The organism is Bacillus sp. CD3-5 (assembly GCF_006349665.1).
Classification (GTDB): Bacteria; Bacillota; Bacilli; order Bacillales; family Bacillaceae_G; genus Bacillus_A; species Bacillus_A paranthracis.
Genome location: NZ_VEPX01000009.1, coordinates 198,676 through 216,993 on the forward strand (window position 1 = coordinate 198,676; position 18,318 = coordinate 216,993).

Sequence of the window (18,318 nt, forward strand, 5' to 3'; positions counted from 1 at the left end):
TAAAATACTTTGGGCACTTGGAAATAGGGTTTCACATATATGTGGATAAGGCGCATTTTTCTTAGAAAAAATATAAGAGAGATGCGCCTTTCGTATATTCACATTTCTTTTGTTCTATTGTAATGTACGCTATGATAAAAGGAAGGAAATAGAGAAAAGGGGTGGGTTTAGATGAAACGAGTATTATTTGTTTGCACTGGAAATACATGCCGTAGTCCGATGGCTGAGGCGTTACTGCGCCATTATGGAGAAGGTAAGTTTGAAGTGCAATCTGCTGGTGTTTTCGCCTATCCTGGAAGTGATGCGTCGGTACATGCAAAGGAAGCTTTAGCTGAAAAGGGAATTGCAATCGATCATGCTTCGCAGCAGGTAAACGAAGCCTTAATTGATTGGGCAGATATTGTAGTAACAATGACGGAAAAACATAAGGAAATTATCCTTGGGCATTATCCAAGTGTTGAAGGGAAAGTAGATACATTATATGGAGTAACTGAGGGGATGAGTAAGGATATTTCAGATCCGTTCGGCGGATCTCTCTCTATTTATAAAGAAACATTAGAAGAGATGGAAAAACTTGTACAAACTTTACTGAAAAAACATTCAGAAGGTTGATGTTTCGTGTATAATACGATATTGGAGATCACTTCGTCCCATTAAAGGATTAAGTGAGAATGAAGATAATGGATTGAAACTTTGGAGGGGTAAAAATGAAAGTAGTAGTAGCATCTGATCACGGCGGTATGAATATCCGTAAAGAACTTGTAAGTTTATTAGAAGAGTTAAATATTGAATATATTGATTTAGGTTGTGAATGTGAAGCTGGTTCTGTTGATTACCCTGATTTTGCGTTTCCAGCAGCGGAAATGGTAGCAAATGGCGAAGTAGATCGTGGTATTTTAGTTTGTGGGACAGGCATCGGTATGTCAATTGCTGCAAACAAAGTAAATGGTATTCGTTGTGCGTTAGTTCATGATACTTTCAGTGCGAGAGCAACGAGAGAGCATAACGATACAAACATGTTAGCAATGGGCGAGCGTGTAATTGGTGCTGGTCTAGCACGTGATATCGCAAAAATTTGGTTAACAACTGAATTTGAAGGCGGCCGTCACGAAAACCGCGTAGGAAAAATTAAAACATACGAAGCAAAGTAATAGATTCTAACTAGAAGCAGTAGGAAATATAATTTGGTGAACCAACCTGTGAAAGGAAGAGGCGTAATGACAGAAATCGTAAAGGTAAGAGAACAGCTACAAATTTCGCTTTCTGATTTCCAAGAACAAGCTTCATTACAAAGTGGTCAAATTTTTGTAGTGGGGTGTAGTACGAGCGAAGTGCTAGGAGAAAGAATTGGGACATCAGGAACGATGGAAGTAGCAGAGGCGATTTTTTCTGAGTTAAAACAATTTCAAGAACAAACAGGTATTGAGTTGGCGTTTCAATGTTGTGAGCATTTAAACCGTGCTTTAGTAGTTGAGAAAGAGTTGGCGATGAAATATCAATTTGAAATTGTAACAGTTACGCCTGTTAGATCAGCAGGTGGTGCATTAGCAACATATGCTTATCACAATTTGAAAGATCCGGTAGTAATTGAGTTTATTAAAGCAGATGCGGGAATGGATATTGGTGATACATTTATCGGTATGCATTTAAAGCACGTAGCTGTTCCGGTTCGTACTAGTGTGAAGGAAATTGGAAGTGCACATGTAACGATGGCAACAACACGTGGAAAGCTAATTGGTGGAGCACGTGCTGTTTATGCGGCGAAGGAAGAGACTATCACTTGCCGTTAAAGTTATGAATAAGGTATGTTGTCTGACTTTATTATAGAAGAAAGAAAAGACCGATTTTCGGTCTTTTTTTTCTTTTATGATATAGAAAGTCATGTTAGAATGTAGTTGAAAACATGAAGGTTCGAAAGAATTACAACCTGAATTTTCGTTTTTTCTGAATAAATAAGAAAAAACTGTTGGGAATCGATGTAATTCGTTCAGAAAAGGGGGATTTTGGTGGATCATTTAAAACGTCAAGATGAAAAGGTATTTGCTGCAATTGAGGCAGAACTAGGAAGACAGCGTTCGAAGATTGAGTTAATTGCTTCGGAAAACTTCGTAAGTGAAGCAGTAATGGAGGCGCAAGGTTCTGTTTTAACGAATAAGTATGCTGAAGGATATCCTGGGAAACGTTACTATGGTGGTTGTGAACATGTAGACGTAGTAGAAGATATCGCACGTGATCGCGTAAAAGAAATTTTCGGCGCAGAGCACGTAAATGTTCAACCGCATTCTGGTGCACAAGCGAACATGGCAGTATACTTCACGATTTTAGAGCAAGGCGATACAGTACTTGGTATGAATTTATCTCATGGTGGTCACTTAACACACGGAAGCCCTGTTAACTTCAGTGGAGTACAATATAATTTCGTAGAATATGGCGTGGATGCTGAATCTCACCGTATTAATTACGATGATGTATTAGCAAAAGCGAAAGAACATAAACCAAAATTAATCGTTGCAGGTGCAAGTGCGTACCCTCGTGTTATCGATTTCAAACGATTCCGTGAGATTGCAGATGAAGTGGGCGCATACTTAATGGTTGATATGGCACATATCGCAGGTTTAGTAGCGGCTGGTTTACATCCAAATCCAGTGCCACATGCACATTTCGTTACAACAACAACACATAAAACATTACGTGGTCCACGTGGTGGTATGATTTTATGTGAAGAGCAATTTGCAAAACAAATTGATAAATCAATTTTCCCTGGTATTCAAGGTGGTCCACTTATGCACGTAATCGCTGCAAAAGCTGTTGCGTTTGGTGAGGCACTTCAAGATGATTTCAAAACATATGCACAAAATATCATTAACAATGCGAACCGCTTAGCTAAAGGTCTTCAAAAAGAAGGACTTACACTTGTTTCGGGTGGAACAGACAATCACTTAATCCTAATTGATGTTCGTAACCTAGAAATCACAGGTAAAGTAGCAGAGCACGTACTAGACGAAGTTGGTATTACAGTGAACAAAAATACAATTCCATTTGAAACAGCAAGCCCATTTGTAACAAGTGGTGTACGTATCGGTACAGCAGCTGTAACATCTCGTGGTTTCGGTTTAGAAGAAATGGATGAAATTGCGTCACTTATTGCTTACACATTAAAAAATCATGAAAATGAAGCTGCATTAGAAGAAGCGCGTAAGCGTGTAGAAGCGTTAACGAGCAAATTCCCAATGTACACAGATCTATAATAGATTGAAGAAGGCTGCTGAGACATAATTGTTTTAGCAGTCTTTTTTGTGGACATATATTGTTCTTTAAGTATGTATACAAATGATGAATAAATTTTGGCGATATAATGAAGGATACAGCTCCCATAATTGGTAAAGATACTAGATAGAATCATCGGAAATCATGACTTTTCCAAATTTGCCCTTGAATATTAGTAGCGTTTTCTTTACAATCGTAAATAGTGTAAAAAAGCGTGCAAACGCATGAATATCATCTAAAGGAGAGATTCACATGGGAAAACTGTATGTATTTGATCACCCGTTAATTCAACATAAGATTACATATATTCGCGACAAGAATACAGGTACGAAAGATTTTCGTGAATTAGTGGACGAAGTAGCAAGCTTAATGGCTTTTGAAATTACTCGCGACCTTCCACTTAAAGACATTGAAATTGAGACTCCTGTAAGCAAAGCGACAACAAAAGTGATCGCTGGTAAAAAACTTGGTTTAATTCCGATTTTACGTGCAGGTTTAGGAATGGTTGATGGAATTCTGAAATTAATTCCAGCAGCAAAAGTAGGACACGTTGGCTTATACCGCGACCCTAAAACATTGCAACCGGTAGAATACTATGTGAAACTTCCAACGGATGTAGAAGAGCGTGACTTTATCGTACTAGATCCGATGCTAGCAACAGGTGGTTCTGCAGCTGAAGCAATTAACTCTCTGAAAAAGCGCGGTGCAAAACAAATTAAATTAATGTGTATCGTTGCAGCTCCAGAAGGAGTAAAAGTAGTACAAGAAGAACATCCTGATGTTGATATTTATGTAGCAGCATTAGATGAGAAATTAAATGACCACGGATATGTAGTACCAGGTCTTGGTGATGCTGGTGACCGTTTATTCGGAACGAAGTAAGACAACTGACGAGCAGGGGGATTCCTCAGCTCGTCTTTTTTTGATGTAAGCAAGTAGGGGAGGGGAGAGGATAAATATACATAGTATATACAACATAAGTTGCATACACATCACATATAATATAGAAGTCTTACGTCTAAAGAGCACTATATTATGGAAGGAAAGCGTTATATCGTAAAAATATAATAGTGACAAACTTGTGAACATTTCCTTCTATTATAAAGAGAAAACTGTTAGAAATTGCATATCTCTAACCAGTATTTAGAAGGGGAACGTTTTCATTTTTGGGAGGAAATGACTAATACTCAAATTTTTTGATTTTTTACGATTTCTCGTTGACACTGTTAATACCCTATTGTATGCTAACAACGGGGATAGATGGTAGGGCTTTCAGTGACAAAAATACATCTATTCCGTGACGAAAATGTAAACTTTTTATTTTGTATAGGATTTATGCAAAAAAATGAGTTATTATTAACACATCGTGAATGAGGGTTACATATTGGAGGGATGAATCCTTGCAAAAAAACGATCGCAGCCATATAAAAGCTTATGCTTTAATGTCAGGTATTCTTGCTCAGTTAGTCGGTTCTATTCTTGTTGGGATCTTTGGTGGGCAGTGGATTGATAATAAGGTTGGAACGTTTCCATTGTTTCTTATTATAGGGTTATTACTCGGATTAGGAACAGGGGTATACGCAATGATTCGACTCATTCGACATTACTATTCGGGAGAGCAATGATGATAGACGTACATGGACTTGTCCAAAGACAAAAGAAATATATGTACTACTTGCTTGCGCTTCTAGTGCTAGGATGGGGATTCACCTCTTACAAGGATGTATTTCTTGGACTGATTATCGGGACGATTTTCAGTTTTCTTAGTTTGCGCATCATTGCACGTAGGACAGACAAGCTGTTGGATCGCGTGACAAATGGAGAAAACGTGAAGTTTAAGGCGACAGCGGTAAGTACATATTCAAGATTCGCCACGATTGGGTTATTAATTTTATTTGCAGCCAAATATCAAGAGTTAATTGCGATGTGGGGCTTAGGTGTAGGATTGCTGACAGGATACCTTGTCATGATCATAGATTTTCTTTATTTAGAGTATAAGAGCAGGGAAGAGAGGTGAATTACTAGTGGAACACGGTAAATTAGTTGAATTTCTAGGTTTAACGTTCGATTTGTCATCAGTTATGATGGTTACTGTAGCAGCAGTTATTGTTTTCTTAATCGCTGTTATTGGAACTCGAAGCTTAGCTCTTCGCCCAACAGGAATGCAAAATTTCTTTGAGTGGGTTCTGGACTTCGTGAGAGGAATTATTAATAGCACAATGGATTGGAAAACAGGTGGGCGCTTCTTAACGCTTGGCGTTACGCTTATTATGTTTATCTTCGTATCAAATATGCTCGGTTTACCATTCATGTACTCAGCAACTGAGGCTGGTGAACATATTGCATGGTGGAGATCACCAACGTCTGATCCAGCAGTTACATTAACATTAGCCGTGATGGTAGTTACCCTCACCCATTACTATGGAATTAAGATGAAGGGTACGAAAGAATACATTAAAGGTTATTTCCAACCTATGAAATTCTTATTCCCATTAAAGGTTATTGAGGAATTTGCTAACACATTAACGTTAGGTCTTCGTTTATTCGGTAACATTTATGCAGGTGAGATTCTATTAGGATTACTTGCTAAATTAGGCGGAGCATCATTCCTTGGAGCATTAGGTGCACTTGTACCGATGTTAGCATGGATGGGATTCAGTGTATTCGTTGGTTCAATCCAGGCATTTATTTTCGTAATGTTAACGATGGTTTATATGGCTCATAAAGTAAGTCATGACCATTAATATAATTTAAGTAAGAAAAAATTTATTTTTTTATAATAAAAAGGAGGACAAATTAAATGAGTTTAGGTGTAATCGCAGCTGCAATTGCAATTGGTTTATCAGCATTAGGTGCAGGTATTGGTAACGGTCTTATCGTATCACGTACAATCGAAGGTGTTGCTCGTCAACCAGAACTAAAAGGCGCACTTCAAACAATTATGTTCATCGGGGTTGCATTAGTTGAGGCACTTCCAATTATCGGTGTAGTTATTGCATTCATCGTAATGAACAAATAAGGGAGACTCCCCTTACATAGATGGCGAAGAGTGTTTTTCCGAACTTTCTTCGCCATTGCTTTATGAACAAAATATATGTCTTTTTTTTTCATATAGTCAATTTAGAAATCTCGAAGGGAGTGAATCCTTGTGCCAACTTTATTATTAGGAGCTGCCATTCCATTTGGAACGATTGCTTATACACTATTTGTGTTCTTAGTTTTATTAGTAATGCTACGCAAATTCGCGTGGGGTCCTTTGATGGGAATTATGAAAGAACGTGAAGAGCACGTTAATAATGAAATCGACGCTGCAGAAAAGAATAATGCTGAAGCGAAGAAATTAGTAGAAGAACAACGTGAGATGTTAAAACAATCACGTGTTGAAGCACAAGAGTTAATCGAAAGAGCGAAAAAGCAAGCCGATGATCAAAAGGATGCAATTGTTGCTGCTGCGAAAGAAGAAGCAGAATCAATTAAAGCATCTGCTGTACAAGAAATTCAACGCGAAAAAGAGCAAGCAATTGCTGCTTTACAAGAACAAGTTGCTTCTTTATCTGTTCAAATTGCTTCTAAAGTAATTGAAAAAGAATTAAAAGAAGAAGATCAAGTGAAGTTAATTCGCGATTATATTAAAGAAGTAGGAGAAGCGCGATGAGCAATGGAATTGTAGCAAAACGTTATGCTGTCGCTCTTTTTAAAATTGCAAAAGAAAAACACGTATTAGAAATGTTTGAAGAGGAATTACGCCTTGTACAAAACGTTTATGAGAAGAACGGAGAACTACATAGCTTTTTAACACAACCGAACATTTCAAAAGAGCAGAAGAAGACGTTTCTTGCAAACGTATTCGGATCTGTTTCTGAATCGATTTTAAATACGTTATATATTTTAATTGATAACAAACGCATTGATATCTTATCTGAAATTGCAAATGAATACGTAGTTCTTGCGAATGAAGAACGTAACGTAGCGGATGCAACAGTATATTCTACTCGTCTTCTATCGGAAGAAGAGAAGCTTAACATTGCAGAAGCATTTGCAAAGAGAACAGGAAAAGATGCAATTCGCGTAAAAAATGTTGTAGATGAAGATTTACTAGGCGGCATTAAAGTACGTATTGGAAATCGCATTTATGACGGAAGTTTACAAGGAAAATTAGCACGTATTCAGCGTGAATTAATGAAGAATAGATAGGGGTGAAGCACATGAGCATCAGAGCTGAAGAAATTAGCGCACTGATAAAGCAACAAATTGAGAACTATCAGTCTGAAATCGAAGTTAGTGATGTTGGTACAGTTATCCAAGTTGGTGACGGTATCGCACGTGCTCATGGTCTTGATAACGTTATGGCTGGTGAACTTGTAGAGTTCTCTAACGGCGTTATGGGGCTAGCACAAAATTTAGAGGAAAACAACGTAGGTATTATCATTTTAGGACCTTACACAGAAATCCGTGAAGGTGACGAAGTTCGTCGTACTGGTCGCATCATGCAAGTACCAGTAGGAAAAGAACTAATTGGTCGTGTTGTAAACCCATTAGGTCAACCAGTTGATGGTTTAGGCCCAATCAATACAACAAACACTCGTCCAATCGAAAGTCCAGCACCAGGTGTAATGGATCGTAAATCTGTTCATGAGCCACTTCAAACAGGTATTAAAGCGATCGACGCTCTTGTACCAATTGGCCGTGGTCAACGTGAGTTAATCATCGGTGACCGTCAAACAGGTAAAACAGCAGTTGCACTAGATACAATCATTAACCAAAAAGATGAAGATATGATTTGTATTTACGTAGCTATCGGACAAAAAGAATCAACTGTACGTAACGTAGTAGAAACACTACGTAAGCATGGTGCATTAGAGTACACAATCGTTGTAACTGCATCTGCTTCTCAACCAGCTCCATTATTATACCTAGCTCCTTACGCTGGTGTAACAATGGGTGAAGAGTTCATGTACAATGGTAAACACGTATTAGTAGTATATGATGACTTATCAAAACAAGCAGCAGCTTACCGTGAGCTGTCATTACTATTACGTCGTCCTCCAGGTCGTGAAGCTTACCCAGGGGATGTATTCTACTTACATTCTCGCTTATTAGAGCGTGCAGCAAAATTAAGTGATGCAAAAGGCGGCGGTTCTTTAACTGCACTACCTTTCATCGAAACACAAGCAGGGGACGTATCAGCTTACATCCCAACAAACGTAATCTCAATTACGGATGGACAAATCTTCTTACAATCTGACCTATTCTTCTCTGGCGTACGTCCAGCGATCGATGCGGGTACTTCTGTATCTCGTGTAGGTGGATCTGCTCAGATTAAAGCAATGAGTAAAGTATCAGGTACACTTCGTCTTGACCTTGCATCTTACCGTGAGTTAGAAGCGTTCGCTCAGTTCGGTTCTGACCTAGATAAAGCAACTCAAGCGAAACTAAACCGTGGTGCTCGTACTGTTGAGGTATTAAAACAAGGATTACACAAACCGTTACGTGTAGAGAAACAAGTTATCATTCTTTACGCTTTAACACGTGGATTCCTAGATGATATCCCAGTAGTAGATATCACTCGTTTCGAAGAAGAATTCCATGCTTGGTTAGATTCTAATGCAACTGACTTATTAGAAGAAATCCGCACAACTAAGAAACTTGCGGATGACGACAAATTTGCAGCAGCAATTAACGGATTTAAAAAAGTATTCGTAGCTTCTGAATAATAATAAAAAGTGAAGCCGACTGTTCAGCCCCATCGGCTAAGGTTCTTTCTCACAGAAGGTGCTTTTTACCTTCTTGTGGAGAAAGTTCTTAGACGAAAGGGGCTAGGAGGCGGAACTAGATTAATAAAAGTGGAAGCGGCTCGTCCTGAACGTGAGGGGGAAGAAGTGAAGCCACCGAACATTCAAGCCGCTGGAGCTAGATAGTATATATAAGGCATCTCAATTTCTGAGATTGCTGACGGTTATGTAAAGGAAAAGAGTAGGTGCACCTATTCTTTTCCTTCAATCATGAGCAAGAATATCTTGCAACGTAGATTAGGAAGAGAATTCTTACTAATCGTGCCAACTTCCGGAAAAAAGGTGGTGAAAACCTGTGGCATCTTTACGCGATATAAAAGCGAAGATTAACTCGACAAAGAAAACGAGTCAAATTACGAAAGCGATGGAGATGGTATCTGCATCTAAGTTAAACCGTGCAGAGCAAAATGCTAAATCTTTCGTTCCGTATATGGAAAAGATTCAAGAAGTAGTAGCGAGCATTGCGCAAGGAAGTAAAGGAATTAATCATCCAATGCTAAATGCGCGCCCTGTAAAGCGTACAGGATACATCGTTATTACATCTGATCGCGGACTAGCAGGTGGTTATAACAGTAACGTATTACGTACAGTAAGTAACGTAATTCGTGAACGTCATAATATGGATTCAAACCAATATTCAATTATTGTGCTTGGACGACTAGGACGTGATTATTTAAAACGTCGCGGCTTTAACATCATTGATGAAGTAGTTGGATTATCTGATCACCCATCATTTACTGATATTAAAGACCTTGCTTCTCGAGCAATTGCGATGTTCGCAGATGGTGCTTATGATGAGCTGTATATTTACTACAACCATTACGTAAGTAAAATTTCACAAGAAGTAACGGAAAATAAAATTTTACCGCTTACTGATGTGGCGTCTGATAAACCGACGACAGCTTATGAATTCGAACCTTCTGAAGAAGAAATTTTAAAAGTACTATTGCCACAATACGCAGAAAGCTTAGTGTACGGTGCATTACTAGACGGTAAAGCAAGTGAGCACGCAGCGCGTATGACAGCAATGAAGAGTGCTACAGACAACGCAATGGAAGTTATCGATTCACTTACACTTTCATTCAACCGTGCGCGTCAGGCAGCGATTACGCAAGAAATTACGGAAATCGTTGGTGGAGCAGCAGCGTTAGAGTAGTAATAAAAAGCGTAGGCGGTTCGGTCAGAATGAGAGGGGGATGGAGCTTTTGACGTAGAGGCGATTTGTGCCTCGCAGGAAAAAGCGAAGCCACCGAACATTCTAACCGCCGGAGCTAGATTCAATAAAAAGTGGAAGCGGCTCGTCCAGAACAGGAGGGCATTGGAGCTCCTGACAAAGAGGCGTTTTTTGCCTCGTAGGAAGGCGCGAAATGACCGACTGTTCTAGCCGCTGGAACTAGATTCAATAAAAAGCGGAAGCGGCTCATTCAAAAGAGTCGCGTAAGCTTATAAACCAATAAAAAATGAAAAGCTAGCTGCTCGTAGAAAGTTGGCTAATTAAAAGAAAGCTAGGAGGGAACCCGATGAATAAAGGGCGCGTTACGCAAATCATGGGTCCGGTTGTAGACGTTAAGTTTGATGGCGGAAAGCTACCAGAAATCTACAACGCCCTTACGGTAAAACAGAGCAACGAAAACGGTGAACTTAACTTAACATTTGAAGTTGCACTTCATTTAGGTGATGATACAGTTCGTACAGTTGCGATGTCTTCCACAGATGGACTTGTTCGTGGCACAGAAGTAGAAGATACTGGTAAAGCAATCTCTGTACCAGTTGGTGATGTAACACTTGGTCGCGTATTTAACGTATTAGGTGATGCTATTGACTTAGATGGTGAGGTTCCTTCGGATGTACGCCGTGATCCAATTCACCGTCAAGCACCTGCATTCGAAGAATTATCTACTAAAGTAGAAATTCTTGAAACTGGTATTAAAGTAGTAGACTTACTTGCTCCTTACATTAAGGGTGGTAAGATCGGTCTATTCGGTGGTGCCGGTGTAGGTAAAACAGTATTAATTCAGGAGTTAATCAACAACATCGCACAAGAGCACGGTGGTATCTCTGTATTCGCTGGTGTAGGTGAGCGTACTCGTGAGGGTAATGACTTATACCACGAAATGAGCGATTCTGGCGTAATTAAGAAAACTGCGATGGTATTCGGACAAATGAACGAGCCACCTGGAGCACGTCAACGTGTTGCATTAACAGGCTTAACAATGGCTGAATATTTCCGTGATGAGCAAGGACAAGACGTACTTCTGTTCATCGATAATATCTTCCGTTTCACGCAAGCAGGTTCTGAAGTATCTGCCCTTCTTGGCCGTATGCCATCTGCGGTAGGTTACCAACCAACACTTGCAACAGAAATGGGTCAATTACAAGAGCGTATTACATCTACAAATAAAGGGTCTATCACGTCTATCCAAGCGGTATATGTACCAGCCGATGACTATACTGACCCAGCACCAGCTACAACGTTCGCTCACTTAGATGCAACAACAAACTTAGAGCGTCGTTTAACACAAATGGGTATTTACCCAGCCGTAGATCCATTAGCATCTACATCTCGTGCACTTTCTCCAGAAATCGTAGGAGAAGAGCATTATGAAGTGGCTCGTCAAGTACAGCAAACTTTACAACGTTACAAAGAGCTTCAAGATATCATTGCTATCTTAGGTATGGATGAGTTATCTGAAGAAGATAAGTTAGTTGTACATCGTGCTCGTCGTATTCAATTCTTCTTATCTCAAAACTTCCACGTAGCGGAGCAGTTTACAGGTCAAAAAGGTTCTTACGTACCTGTAAAAGACACAGTTCGTGGTTTCAAAGAAATTCTAGAAGGAAAATATGATGACCTTCCAGAAGATGCATTCCGCTTAGTTGGTGGCATTGAAGAAGTTATTGAAAACGCGAAGAAAATGATGGCGTAAGGCCTTAGGAGGGACGAAGTATGAAGACATTTCCAGTCAGTATTGTAACTCCTGATGGACCGGTTTACGAAAAAGAAGTAGAAATGGTAAGTGTAAAAGCAGAGAGTGGGGAAATGGGGATTTTACCAGGTCACATTCCAACTGTTGCACCATTAAAAATTAGTGCAGTTCGTCTGAAAAATGGTGGACACACTGATTATGTAGCAGTAAGTGGTGGCTTTATCGAAGTTCGTCCAGATAAAGTAACTGTATTATCATCATCTGCTGAAGAAGCAAACCATATCGATATCCATCGTGCAAATGAAGCGAAGCGTCGTGCGGAGCAACGTTTGCAAGATAAACAAGCACATGTTGACTTTAAACGTGCAGAAATGGCATTACAACGTGCTGTGAACCGTTTAAACGTTTCCGATATGAAATAAAAAATTCGTAAAGGCTTTGCCTTTACGAATTTTTTTTATGGATTTTATGGATAATTTTACAAAAATGGTATAATTACATCAGTGCTCGTATAAGTAGAGAATGTACAACAATTTATAAAGGGGATGAAGAAATGATCGGTGAAATGAAACGAGAAGCATTGCACTCTTTAAAAGGAAAATGGGGACTAGGTGTTGGATCAACGATTTTATATTTTATTTTAAGTTATGTTGTTTCAATGGCTGCAATGCTTATACTTTTAATTCCAGGAATTATTATATTTTTCTCATTTGCTGGTTTAACAGGTTCACTTGAAGAGGAAACAATGTCAATCGGAGCAGGTGTTACATTCGGGATTTTTTATTGCATTATGATAATTTTGAGTAACGCATCGTATGGGATTACATCATACGGTTATACAAATGTATTTTTACAGATTAGTAAACGAGAAGGTGCTAAAGTAGATCACTTATTCGAAGGATTTCGTGGCTTTAAAAGAATGATGAAAACAATGTGGGCAATGCTTGCGATTTTATTATATACAGGTACATGGATTCCGATGTTGCTAGTAGCCTTATTTGCATTTTTGGGTGAAGAAGGAAATACGTCGTTTGCTATTGCTTTCTTTGTACTATTAGCTATTTCAATCGTTGGGATGATTGTGATGTACTTTTCTTATGCAATGACGTACTATGTTATGGTTGAAAATCCAGAGTATAGTGTTTCGCAAGCAATGAAAGAAAGTAAGAATCTGATGAAGGGGCATAAATTAGATCTATTTCTTTTATGGTTAAGCTTTATAGGGTGGGCTATTTTAGCGATTTTTACACTTGGAATAGGTTTTCTATGGCTTAGTCCGTATGTGAGTACAACGACAGCGCATTTTTATCGCTACATTTCAAAGGGTGAATTGCAGTAGGAGTATGCTATACTAATAGAATTATTGTGTATAGGAGGCGAGGCTAAACATGATTAGTGATTTAAAAGGAGAAGCACTGGATTCATTAGAAGGGAAATGGGGCTTAGCTGTCGGGGCAACATTACTGATTTCGATTCTTCTTACGACCTTTAGTTTTAGTATTGAGTGGGTATTTTCTTCAATTTTTGATTGGAAAGAAACGAAAAATTCAATTTCAATAAATATCATTACATTTTTTGTTACTGGGCCTTTAACTTTAGGTGGATATTATCTTGCTTTAAATATCCTTCGTGAAAAGCAAGCTAGTATCGGTAATGTATTCATTTGGTTTTCAGAGGGAAAGAGATTTTTAAAGTCATTTTTATTATATTTATTAGTAAATCTTTATCTTTTCTTATGGACGTTACTGTTTATTATTCCAGGCATTATTAAATCATTTTCTTATGCGATGACGTACTTTATAATAAATGATCACCCTGAGTATTCTATAAATCAAGCGATTACAGAAAGCCGTCGTATGATGGATGGGCATAAGATGGAGTATTTCATTTTATGTTTGAGCTTTATTGGTTGGTTTATATTAAGTTGTATTACACTCGGGATTGGATTCTTATGGCTAATTCCATATTTTTATACGACGTCAGCAGCCTTTTATGAAGAGATTGCCGAGGAATATTACGAGAAAACAATTCCGACACTATAAAGTGGGGCATCCCACATGGATGATTCGTTTTATAAAACCCCCAGTATGAGTTATTGATTCATACTGGGGGTTTTTTGTAGAAATTTTATAAATTGATGACTAGTAAGTGGTTTACTGAAATAGTAACCTTGCATATATTTACAGTTGTTCTTTTGTAGAAACTTAAGTTGTTTTTCTGTTTCAATTCCTTCAGCAACGACAGATAGGTTTAACGTATTTGCAAGAGAAAGGATAGTGGAAACGATGGCCCTTTCTTCAGGGCGATGATCGGCGAGTTGTGTAAATTCTCTCGGTACTTTTAATGTATCAATAGGGAAAATGGATAAATAAGCAAGAGAAGAATAGCCGGTTCCGAAGTCATCGATGGACGTTTGAATACCATATTCCTTTAATTGTTTTAGCTTGGATAACGTTTCCTTTTCATCGATCATTGCAATTCGTTCTGTTAATTCAAGTGTTACATCTTTTGGATCGACTTTAACGTCTGTTATTATTTGTAAAATGTTCTCGATTAAATTATTTTGCTGGAACTCTTTAGCTGATAAGTTAACACTTATTTTTAAATCTTTGTAGCCAAAAGTATGCCATATTTTTAGCTGACGACAAGATTCATTTAATACCCAATGACCAAGTGGAATGACTTGAGGAGTCTCCTCTACAATTGGAATGAACTCACATGGTGGAATGTCACCAAGGAGTGGGTGTTTCCAGCGTAGCAATGCTTCGGCACCAATGATCTTTTTCTTCGTAATATCAATTTGTGGTTGATAGACGAGATAAAATTCTTCGTTTACTAAAGCGAGTGGTAAATCTTTTTCAATTCGAGCTTTTCGTTCCATTTTTTTATACAATTCTTTCGTGTACAGAGAGCTACCATTTTTCCCTTTATTTTTTGCTTCGTACATGGCCATATCAGCATGCTGTAAAATCGATAATGGATCTTCACCTGCTTCAGGGTATATTGCTATCCCGATGCTCGGTGAGATTTGTAAATGTTGATTTTCAATTTCGAATGGTTCGTTCATGGCTGCTACAATTGTATCAGCTATTTTTTTTACATCTGGCCTCTTTTTATAATTTTCGATAAGGATTGTGAACTCATCTCCAGCTAATCGGGCAAGCTTCATATTTGGTGTCGCTATACTTTCGAGTCTTTTTGCTACTGCAATTAATAGAAGGTCTCCTACCCTATGACCGAGGGTATCGTTAATAACTTTAAAGCGATCTAGGTCAAGAAACATAACAGCAAAAGGCATTTTTGATATTTTGGATCGCGCAATTGCTTGTTCTACATATTGATGAAATGCACGTCGATTTGCAAGCTCTGTTAGTGTATCATGATATGCTAGAAAGTTAATTTGTTCTTGTTGTTGTTTGCTTTCCGTAATATCTTTAATCATTAAATACACTCCAGAAATATGATCCTTTAAAAAGATAGGAACAGCTGTCACATGCAAGTAGTAAATATCTCTATTTTTATGATATGCCCGTATTTCTAAAGAAATAGATTTCCCCTTTTTTACGCGATGAAAGGCATTAATGATTTCTTCCAAATCTTCTTCATACGTAAGTGAATAGTAAGGCTGATTTAATAATTCATTCGTTTGATAACCGAGTAAAGTCGTACCAGCGTTATTCACTTTAAGAAAATTACCGTATAAATCTAATGTGAAGATTGGATCTGGATGATGCTCGTATAAAGATTTAAACATTTGTTGGTTATGATATAGTTCATTTTTTTGTTCTACTAAATCTTCTGTACGCAGTTCAATTTGTTTTTCGAGTTCTGAGTTGAATTGCATTTGGGCTAATAATAATATTTTATTTTGTTTTCGAACTAAACTATGGCGTATGAGAACGAAGGAGAAAGTTATCATAAGCCCAATTACTACAATAGGCGCGAAAACATATTCGACTAATATGAAAACAATAAGCATTACGACAGAAATATAAGGTAATGATAATCTGATCGATTCCCCAAGTTTAGGTGTTAATAGCACTTGTTCTTGTCTTTCAGGTTCTTTTGTATGAAGAATACAGGCGATTGCTACTAGCACTAAAGTTACTTGATAGAGAGGAGTAATTGTAAACATAGAATATTCGGGTGTGAAGTATTTGATATAAGCATAAATCGCATCTGTAGTCGCATACAAAATTAAAGCACTACCAAGGAGCGCGCCAACTTTTTTCGGTAATAAGGAGAGTGGTTTGAATAAAAGGTTAATTCCTATGAGAAAAAAGAGTAAATCGGTCATTGGATAGGTAAGTTGAACAAATATGTCGATATAGGATGTTGAAGAAATGTGAATGGTTCGTTCAATAAGTAAGTAGTAACTTAAAGTGAACTGTGCTGTAACAATAATGCAAATATCACATATCATAAAAAGCTTTTCTAATAAATCTCGGTTATAAATGATTTCATACAGAAAGGCAAATGCAAAGCTAATTAAAAAAAGTAGATAAAAAAAATCAGACGGATCAACGAATGTATAGTAGTCCTTTAAAATTAAACGTTGATAGGCAACTACGATATCACCAATGAAATAAGAGAGGGTTCCAACACATAAAATGGTCCAAAATAAACGAGGTAACCCTTCTTTCAAGTTTGAAAAATAAAGTATATAACTACAAGCGATAATATCAATGAATAATGTACTCATACCAATTAATATTTGAAAAGGAAATGAGTATTCATATAGAAAAGGCATTGTCACGTAATGAATCATTATAGATAACAATATAATGCTTATAAGAATGCTTACATGTGTTTGTTTTTTCATTTATCTCACCCACGGTATATACATATAAATTCCTCTTTTTATTTTTTATAGTTTCTATACTTATTTTGCACAGGTATAGCCAGTTATAAAAATAGATTTTAATAATTCTCGTTTCTGTCCCCAACATATCGACATAGGAATTTGAAGTTTGCTATAATGATTAAAATAGTTGCATTATTTAGAAAAATTTAAAAATAATAATTACTGCAACTAGGACATATTGTTTACTAAGTGAACTTGTTCTTAATTTAGGGGGGAGGGTTTCACAATGGCAAGTGTATATGAAAATAGTTATATGATCGTTTTGATTTTCTTGCTATTAGGCATATTGCTTCCGGTAGTGGCTCTTACATTAGGAAGGATGCTGCGCCCAAATAAACCAAGTGCAGCGAAAGCGACGACGTATGAGAGTGGGATTGAGCCTTTTCATGATGCAAATATTCGGTTTCATGCTCGTTACTATATTTTTGCTTTATTGTTTGTCATCTTTGATGTAGAAACTTTATTTTTATATCCATGGGCTGTTGCATATGACAAGCTCGGTTTATTTGCATTGATTGAAATGCTCATCTTTGTTGTAATGTTGCTAGTTGGGTTAGCGTATGCTTGGAAAAAGAAGGTGTTACAATGGTTATAAATTTTGAGGAATTACATCCAAATGAGCGAGCGGAATTAGAACGAAATATCTTTTTTTCTACATTGGAACAGTTGAAGGGATGGGCGCGAAGTAATTCTTTATGGCCAATGACATTCGGACTGGCATGTTGCGCAATTGAAATGATGGGAGTAGGTTCATCACATTATGATTTAGATCGATTTGGGTCATTTTTTCGGACTTCACCAAGGCAATCGGACGTTATGATTGTATCGGGAACGGTAACGAAGAAGATGGCTCCTATTGTTCGGCGCTTATATGATCAAATGCCTGAACCAAAATGGGTTATTGCAATGGGATCTTGTGCGACAGCAGGGGGCCCGTATGTAAATTCATATGCTGTTGTAAAAGGTGTAGATCAAATTGTACCAGTTGACGTGTATATCCCTGGTTGCCCACCAAATCCCGCTGCTTTAATTTATGGCATTAATAAATTAAAAGAAAAAATTCGTTACGAGGCAAAGACTGGGAAGCAGGTGACGAATAAATGAGTGATCCAAACAAAGATTTAGAGGATTTGAAAAGAGAAGCGGCTAGGCGTGCGAAAGAAGAGGCGAGAAAGCGTCTCGTTGCGAAACATGATGTAGAAATAAGTAAACTTGAAGAAGAAAATCAAGAAAAAGAGAAAGCGCTACCAAAAAATGATGGGATGAATTTGGAAGAAGCGAAACGTCGTGCAGCAGCGGCCGCAAAAGCAAAAGCAGCGGCGTTAGCGAAGCAAAAAAGGGAAGAAACAGAAGAGGTAACGGAAGAAGAAAAGGCCAAAGCAAAGGCGAAGGCAGCAGCGGCCGCAAAAGCAAAAGCAGCGGCGTTAGCGAAGCAAAAAAGGGAAGAAACAGAAGAGGTAACGGAAGA

General features: G+C 37.9%; 22 protein-coding genes and 1 pseudogene. 22 read left to right on the forward strand and 1 reads right to left on the reverse strand.

Features of this window, described 5'->3' with window-relative positions:
• Positions 1-171 precede the first annotated feature (171 nt).
• From FH036_RS18165 to FH036_RS18250, 19 genes are all read left to right on the forward strand, one after another.
• Positions 172-612: a low molecular weight protein arginine phosphatase gene (locus FH036_RS18165; RefSeq protein WP_000832383.1), complete on the forward strand. Its 441-nt coding sequence runs from the start codon at positions 172-174 to the stop codon at positions 610-612.
• Between the two features lie 95 nt (positions 613-707).
• Entirely contained in the window at positions 708-1,151 is a 444-nt protein-coding gene (rpiB, locus tag FH036_RS18170; protein WP_000869919.1) for a ribose 5-phosphate isomerase B, read from the forward strand.
• A gap of 66 nt (positions 1,152-1,217) precedes the next feature.
• Entirely contained in the window at positions 1,218-1,790 is a 573-nt protein-coding gene (locus tag FH036_RS18175; RefSeq protein WP_000136362.1) for a TIGR01440 family protein, read from the forward strand.
• 216 nt (positions 1,791-2,006) lie between these two features.
• Positions 2,007-3,248 carry a serine hydroxymethyltransferase gene (glyA, locus tag FH036_RS18180; protein ID WP_139896049.1) on the forward strand — a complete coding sequence of 414 codons (1,242 nt, stop codon included), beginning with the start codon at positions 2,007-2,009 and terminating at the stop codon, positions 3,246-3,248.
• A gap of 271 nt (positions 3,249-3,519) precedes the next feature.
• Positions 3,520-4,149: a uracil phosphoribosyltransferase gene (gene upp / locus FH036_RS18185; RefSeq protein WP_000517539.1), complete on the forward strand. Its 630-nt coding sequence runs from the start codon at positions 3,520-3,522 to the stop codon at positions 4,147-4,149.
• 378 nt (positions 4,150-4,527) lie between these two features.
• The gene (locus tag FH036_RS18190) at positions 4,528-4,641 is read left to right on the forward strand and encodes a DUF4024 domain-containing protein (RefSeq protein ID WP_000232961.1); all 114 of its coding nucleotides are present in this window, start codon (positions 4,528-4,530) and stop codon (positions 4,639-4,641) included.
• 26 nt (positions 4,642-4,667) lie between these two features.
• A complete protein-coding gene (locus tag FH036_RS18195; protein WP_001171223.1) occupies positions 4,668-4,892 on the forward strand; it encodes an AtpZ/AtpI family protein in 225 nt (74 codons plus the stop codon).
• On the forward strand, positions 4,892-5,284 hold the full coding sequence (locus FH036_RS18200) for an ATP synthase subunit I (protein WP_000567600.1): 393 nt from the start codon (positions 4,892-4,894) through the stop codon (positions 5,282-5,284). The genes FH036_RS18195 and FH036_RS18200 overlap by 1 nt, the downstream gene beginning before the upstream one ends.
• 7 nt (positions 5,285-5,291) lie before the next feature.
• The gene (gene atpB, locus FH036_RS18205) at positions 5,292-6,011 is read left to right on the forward strand and encodes a F0F1 ATP synthase subunit A (RefSeq protein WP_000399869.1); all 720 of its coding nucleotides are present in this window, start codon (positions 5,292-5,294) and stop codon (positions 6,009-6,011) included.
• Between the two features lie 56 nt (positions 6,012-6,067).
• On the forward strand, positions 6,068-6,286 hold the full coding sequence (gene atpE, locus FH036_RS18210; protein ID WP_000052064.1) for a F0F1 ATP synthase subunit C: 219 nt from the start codon (positions 6,068-6,070) through the stop codon (positions 6,284-6,286).
• Positions 6,287-6,415: 129 nt separating this feature from the next.
• Complete coding sequence (gene atpF, locus FH036_RS18215; protein ID WP_001142620.1) at positions 6,416-6,922, forward strand: F0F1 ATP synthase subunit B; 507 nt, start codon at positions 6,416-6,418, stop codon at positions 6,920-6,922.
• Positions 6,919-7,461 carry a F0F1 ATP synthase subunit delta gene (gene atpH, locus FH036_RS18220; protein ID WP_000064679.1) on the forward strand — a complete coding sequence of 181 codons (543 nt, stop codon included), beginning with the start codon at positions 6,919-6,921 and terminating at the stop codon, positions 7,459-7,461. Before atpF ends, atpH begins: the two co-directional genes overlap by 4 nt.
• Before the next feature lie 11 nt (positions 7,462-7,472).
• Positions 7,473-8,981 (forward strand): F0F1 ATP synthase subunit alpha, encoded by a 1,509-nt coding sequence (gene atpA / locus FH036_RS18225; RefSeq protein WP_000027518.1) that lies wholly within the window; start codon positions 7,473-7,475, stop codon positions 8,979-8,981.
• A gap of 75 nt (positions 8,982-9,056) precedes the next feature.
• Positions 9,057-9,185 (forward strand): hypothetical protein, encoded by a 129-nt coding sequence (locus FH036_RS27470; protein WP_256932408.1) that lies wholly within the window; start codon positions 9,057-9,059, stop codon positions 9,183-9,185.
• Positions 9,186-9,354: 169 nt separating this feature from the next.
• Positions 9,355-10,215 carry a F0F1 ATP synthase subunit gamma gene (atpG, locus tag FH036_RS18230; RefSeq protein ID WP_000157696.1) on the forward strand — a complete coding sequence of 287 codons (861 nt, stop codon included), beginning with the start codon at positions 9,355-9,357 and terminating at the stop codon, positions 10,213-10,215.
• Between the two features lie 364 nt (positions 10,216-10,579).
• Positions 10,580-11,986, forward strand: a complete 1,407-nt coding sequence (gene atpD, locus FH036_RS18235; RefSeq protein WP_139896050.1) for a F0F1 ATP synthase subunit beta — start codon at positions 10,580-10,582, stop codon at positions 11,984-11,986.
• 20 nt (positions 11,987-12,006) lie between these two features.
• Entirely contained in the window at positions 12,007-12,408 is a 402-nt protein-coding gene (atpC, locus tag FH036_RS18240; RefSeq protein WP_000847211.1) for a F0F1 ATP synthase subunit epsilon, read from the forward strand.
• Between the two features lie 131 nt (positions 12,409-12,539).
• Entirely contained in the window at positions 12,540-13,325 is a 786-nt protein-coding gene (locus FH036_RS18245; RefSeq protein ID WP_070807225.1) for a DUF975 family protein, read from the forward strand.
• Positions 13,326-13,374: 49 nt separating this feature from the next.
• Positions 13,375-14,028, forward strand: a complete 654-nt coding sequence (locus FH036_RS18250; protein ID WP_000622476.1) for a DUF975 family protein — start codon at positions 13,375-13,377, stop codon at positions 14,026-14,028.
• Between the two features lie 50 nt (positions 14,029-14,078).
• Here the strand turns inward: FH036_RS18250 and FH036_RS18255 are convergent, their stop codons facing one another.
• On the reverse strand, positions 14,079-16,808 hold the full coding sequence (locus FH036_RS18255; RefSeq protein WP_139896051.1) for a putative bifunctional diguanylate cyclase/phosphodiesterase: 2,730 nt from the start codon (positions 16,806-16,808) through the stop codon (positions 14,079-14,081).
• Positions 16,809-17,076: 268 nt separating this feature from the next.
• On the opposite strand from FH036_RS18255, the gene nuoA reads away from it, so the two are divergent.
• The 3 genes and pseudogenes from nuoA to FH036_RS18270 all read left to right on the forward strand — a co-directional run.
• Positions 17,077-17,445, forward strand: a complete 369-nt coding sequence (gene nuoA / locus FH036_RS18260) for an NADH-quinone oxidoreductase subunit NuoA (protein WP_000179273.1) — start codon at positions 17,077-17,079, stop codon at positions 17,443-17,445.
• Positions 17,436-17,954 carry an NADH-quinone oxidoreductase subunit NuoB gene (nuoB, locus tag FH036_RS18265; protein ID WP_000236331.1) on the forward strand — a complete coding sequence of 173 codons (519 nt, stop codon included), beginning with the start codon at positions 17,436-17,438 and terminating at the stop codon, positions 17,952-17,954. Before nuoA ends, nuoB begins: the two co-directional genes overlap by 10 nt.
• Positions 17,951-18,318: pseudogene (locus FH036_RS18270) on the forward strand (NADH-quinone oxidoreductase subunit C); the annotation flags it as partial. The gene nuoB and the pseudogene FH036_RS18270, both read left to right, overlap by 4 nt.

Excerpts from the sequence above, each read along its gene's own strand:
- FH036_RS18165 (WP_000832383.1), top strand. The coding sequence starts at position 172 with ATGAAACGAGTATTATTTGTTTGCACTGGAAATACATGCCGTAGTCCG.
- FH036_RS18190 (WP_000232961.1), top strand. The coding sequence starts at position 4,528 with ATGGTAGGGCTTTCAGTGACAAAAATACATCTATTCCGTGACGAAAAT.
- upp (WP_000517539.1), top strand. The coding sequence starts at position 3,520 with ATGGGAAAACTGTATGTATTTGATCACCCGTTAATTCAACATAAGATT.
- atpD (WP_139896050.1), top strand. The coding sequence starts at position 10,580 with ATGAATAAAGGGCGCGTTACGCAAATCATGGGTCCGGTTGTAGACGTT.
- FH036_RS18255 (WP_139896051.1), bottom strand. The coding sequence starts at position 16,808 with ATGAAAAAACAAACACATGTAAGCATTCTTATAAGCATTATATTGTTA.
- nuoA (WP_000179273.1), top strand. The coding sequence starts at position 17,077 with ATGGCAAGTGTATATGAAAATAGTTATATGATCGTTTTGATTTTCTTG.
- FH036_RS18250 (WP_000622476.1), top strand. The coding sequence starts at position 13,375 with ATGATTAGTGATTTAAAAGGAGAAGCACTGGATTCATTAGAAGGGAAA.
- atpH (WP_000064679.1), top strand. The coding sequence starts at position 6,919 with ATGAGCAATGGAATTGTAGCAAAACGTTATGCTGTCGCTCTTTTTAAA.
- FH036_RS18245 (WP_070807225.1), top strand. The coding sequence starts at position 12,540 with ATGATCGGTGAAATGAAACGAGAAGCATTGCACTCTTTAAAAGGAAAA.
- FH036_RS18175 (WP_000136362.1), top strand. The coding sequence starts at position 1,218 with ATGACAGAAATCGTAAAGGTAAGAGAACAGCTACAAATTTCGCTTTCT.
- rpiB (WP_000869919.1), top strand. The coding sequence starts at position 708 with ATGAAAGTAGTAGTAGCATCTGATCACGGCGGTATGAATATCCGTAAA.
- atpC (WP_000847211.1), top strand. The coding sequence starts at position 12,007 with ATGAAGACATTTCCAGTCAGTATTGTAACTCCTGATGGACCGGTTTAC.
- nuoB (WP_000236331.1), top strand. The coding sequence starts at position 17,436 with ATGGTTATAAATTTTGAGGAATTACATCCAAATGAGCGAGCGGAATTA.
- FH036_RS18200 (WP_000567600.1), top strand. The coding sequence starts at position 4,892 with ATGATAGACGTACATGGACTTGTCCAAAGACAAAAGAAATATATGTAC.
- atpE (WP_000052064.1), top strand. The coding sequence starts at position 6,068 with ATGAGTTTAGGTGTAATCGCAGCTGCAATTGCAATTGGTTTATCAGCA.
- atpA (WP_000027518.1), top strand. The coding sequence starts at position 7,473 with ATGAGCATCAGAGCTGAAGAAATTAGCGCACTGATAAAGCAACAAATT.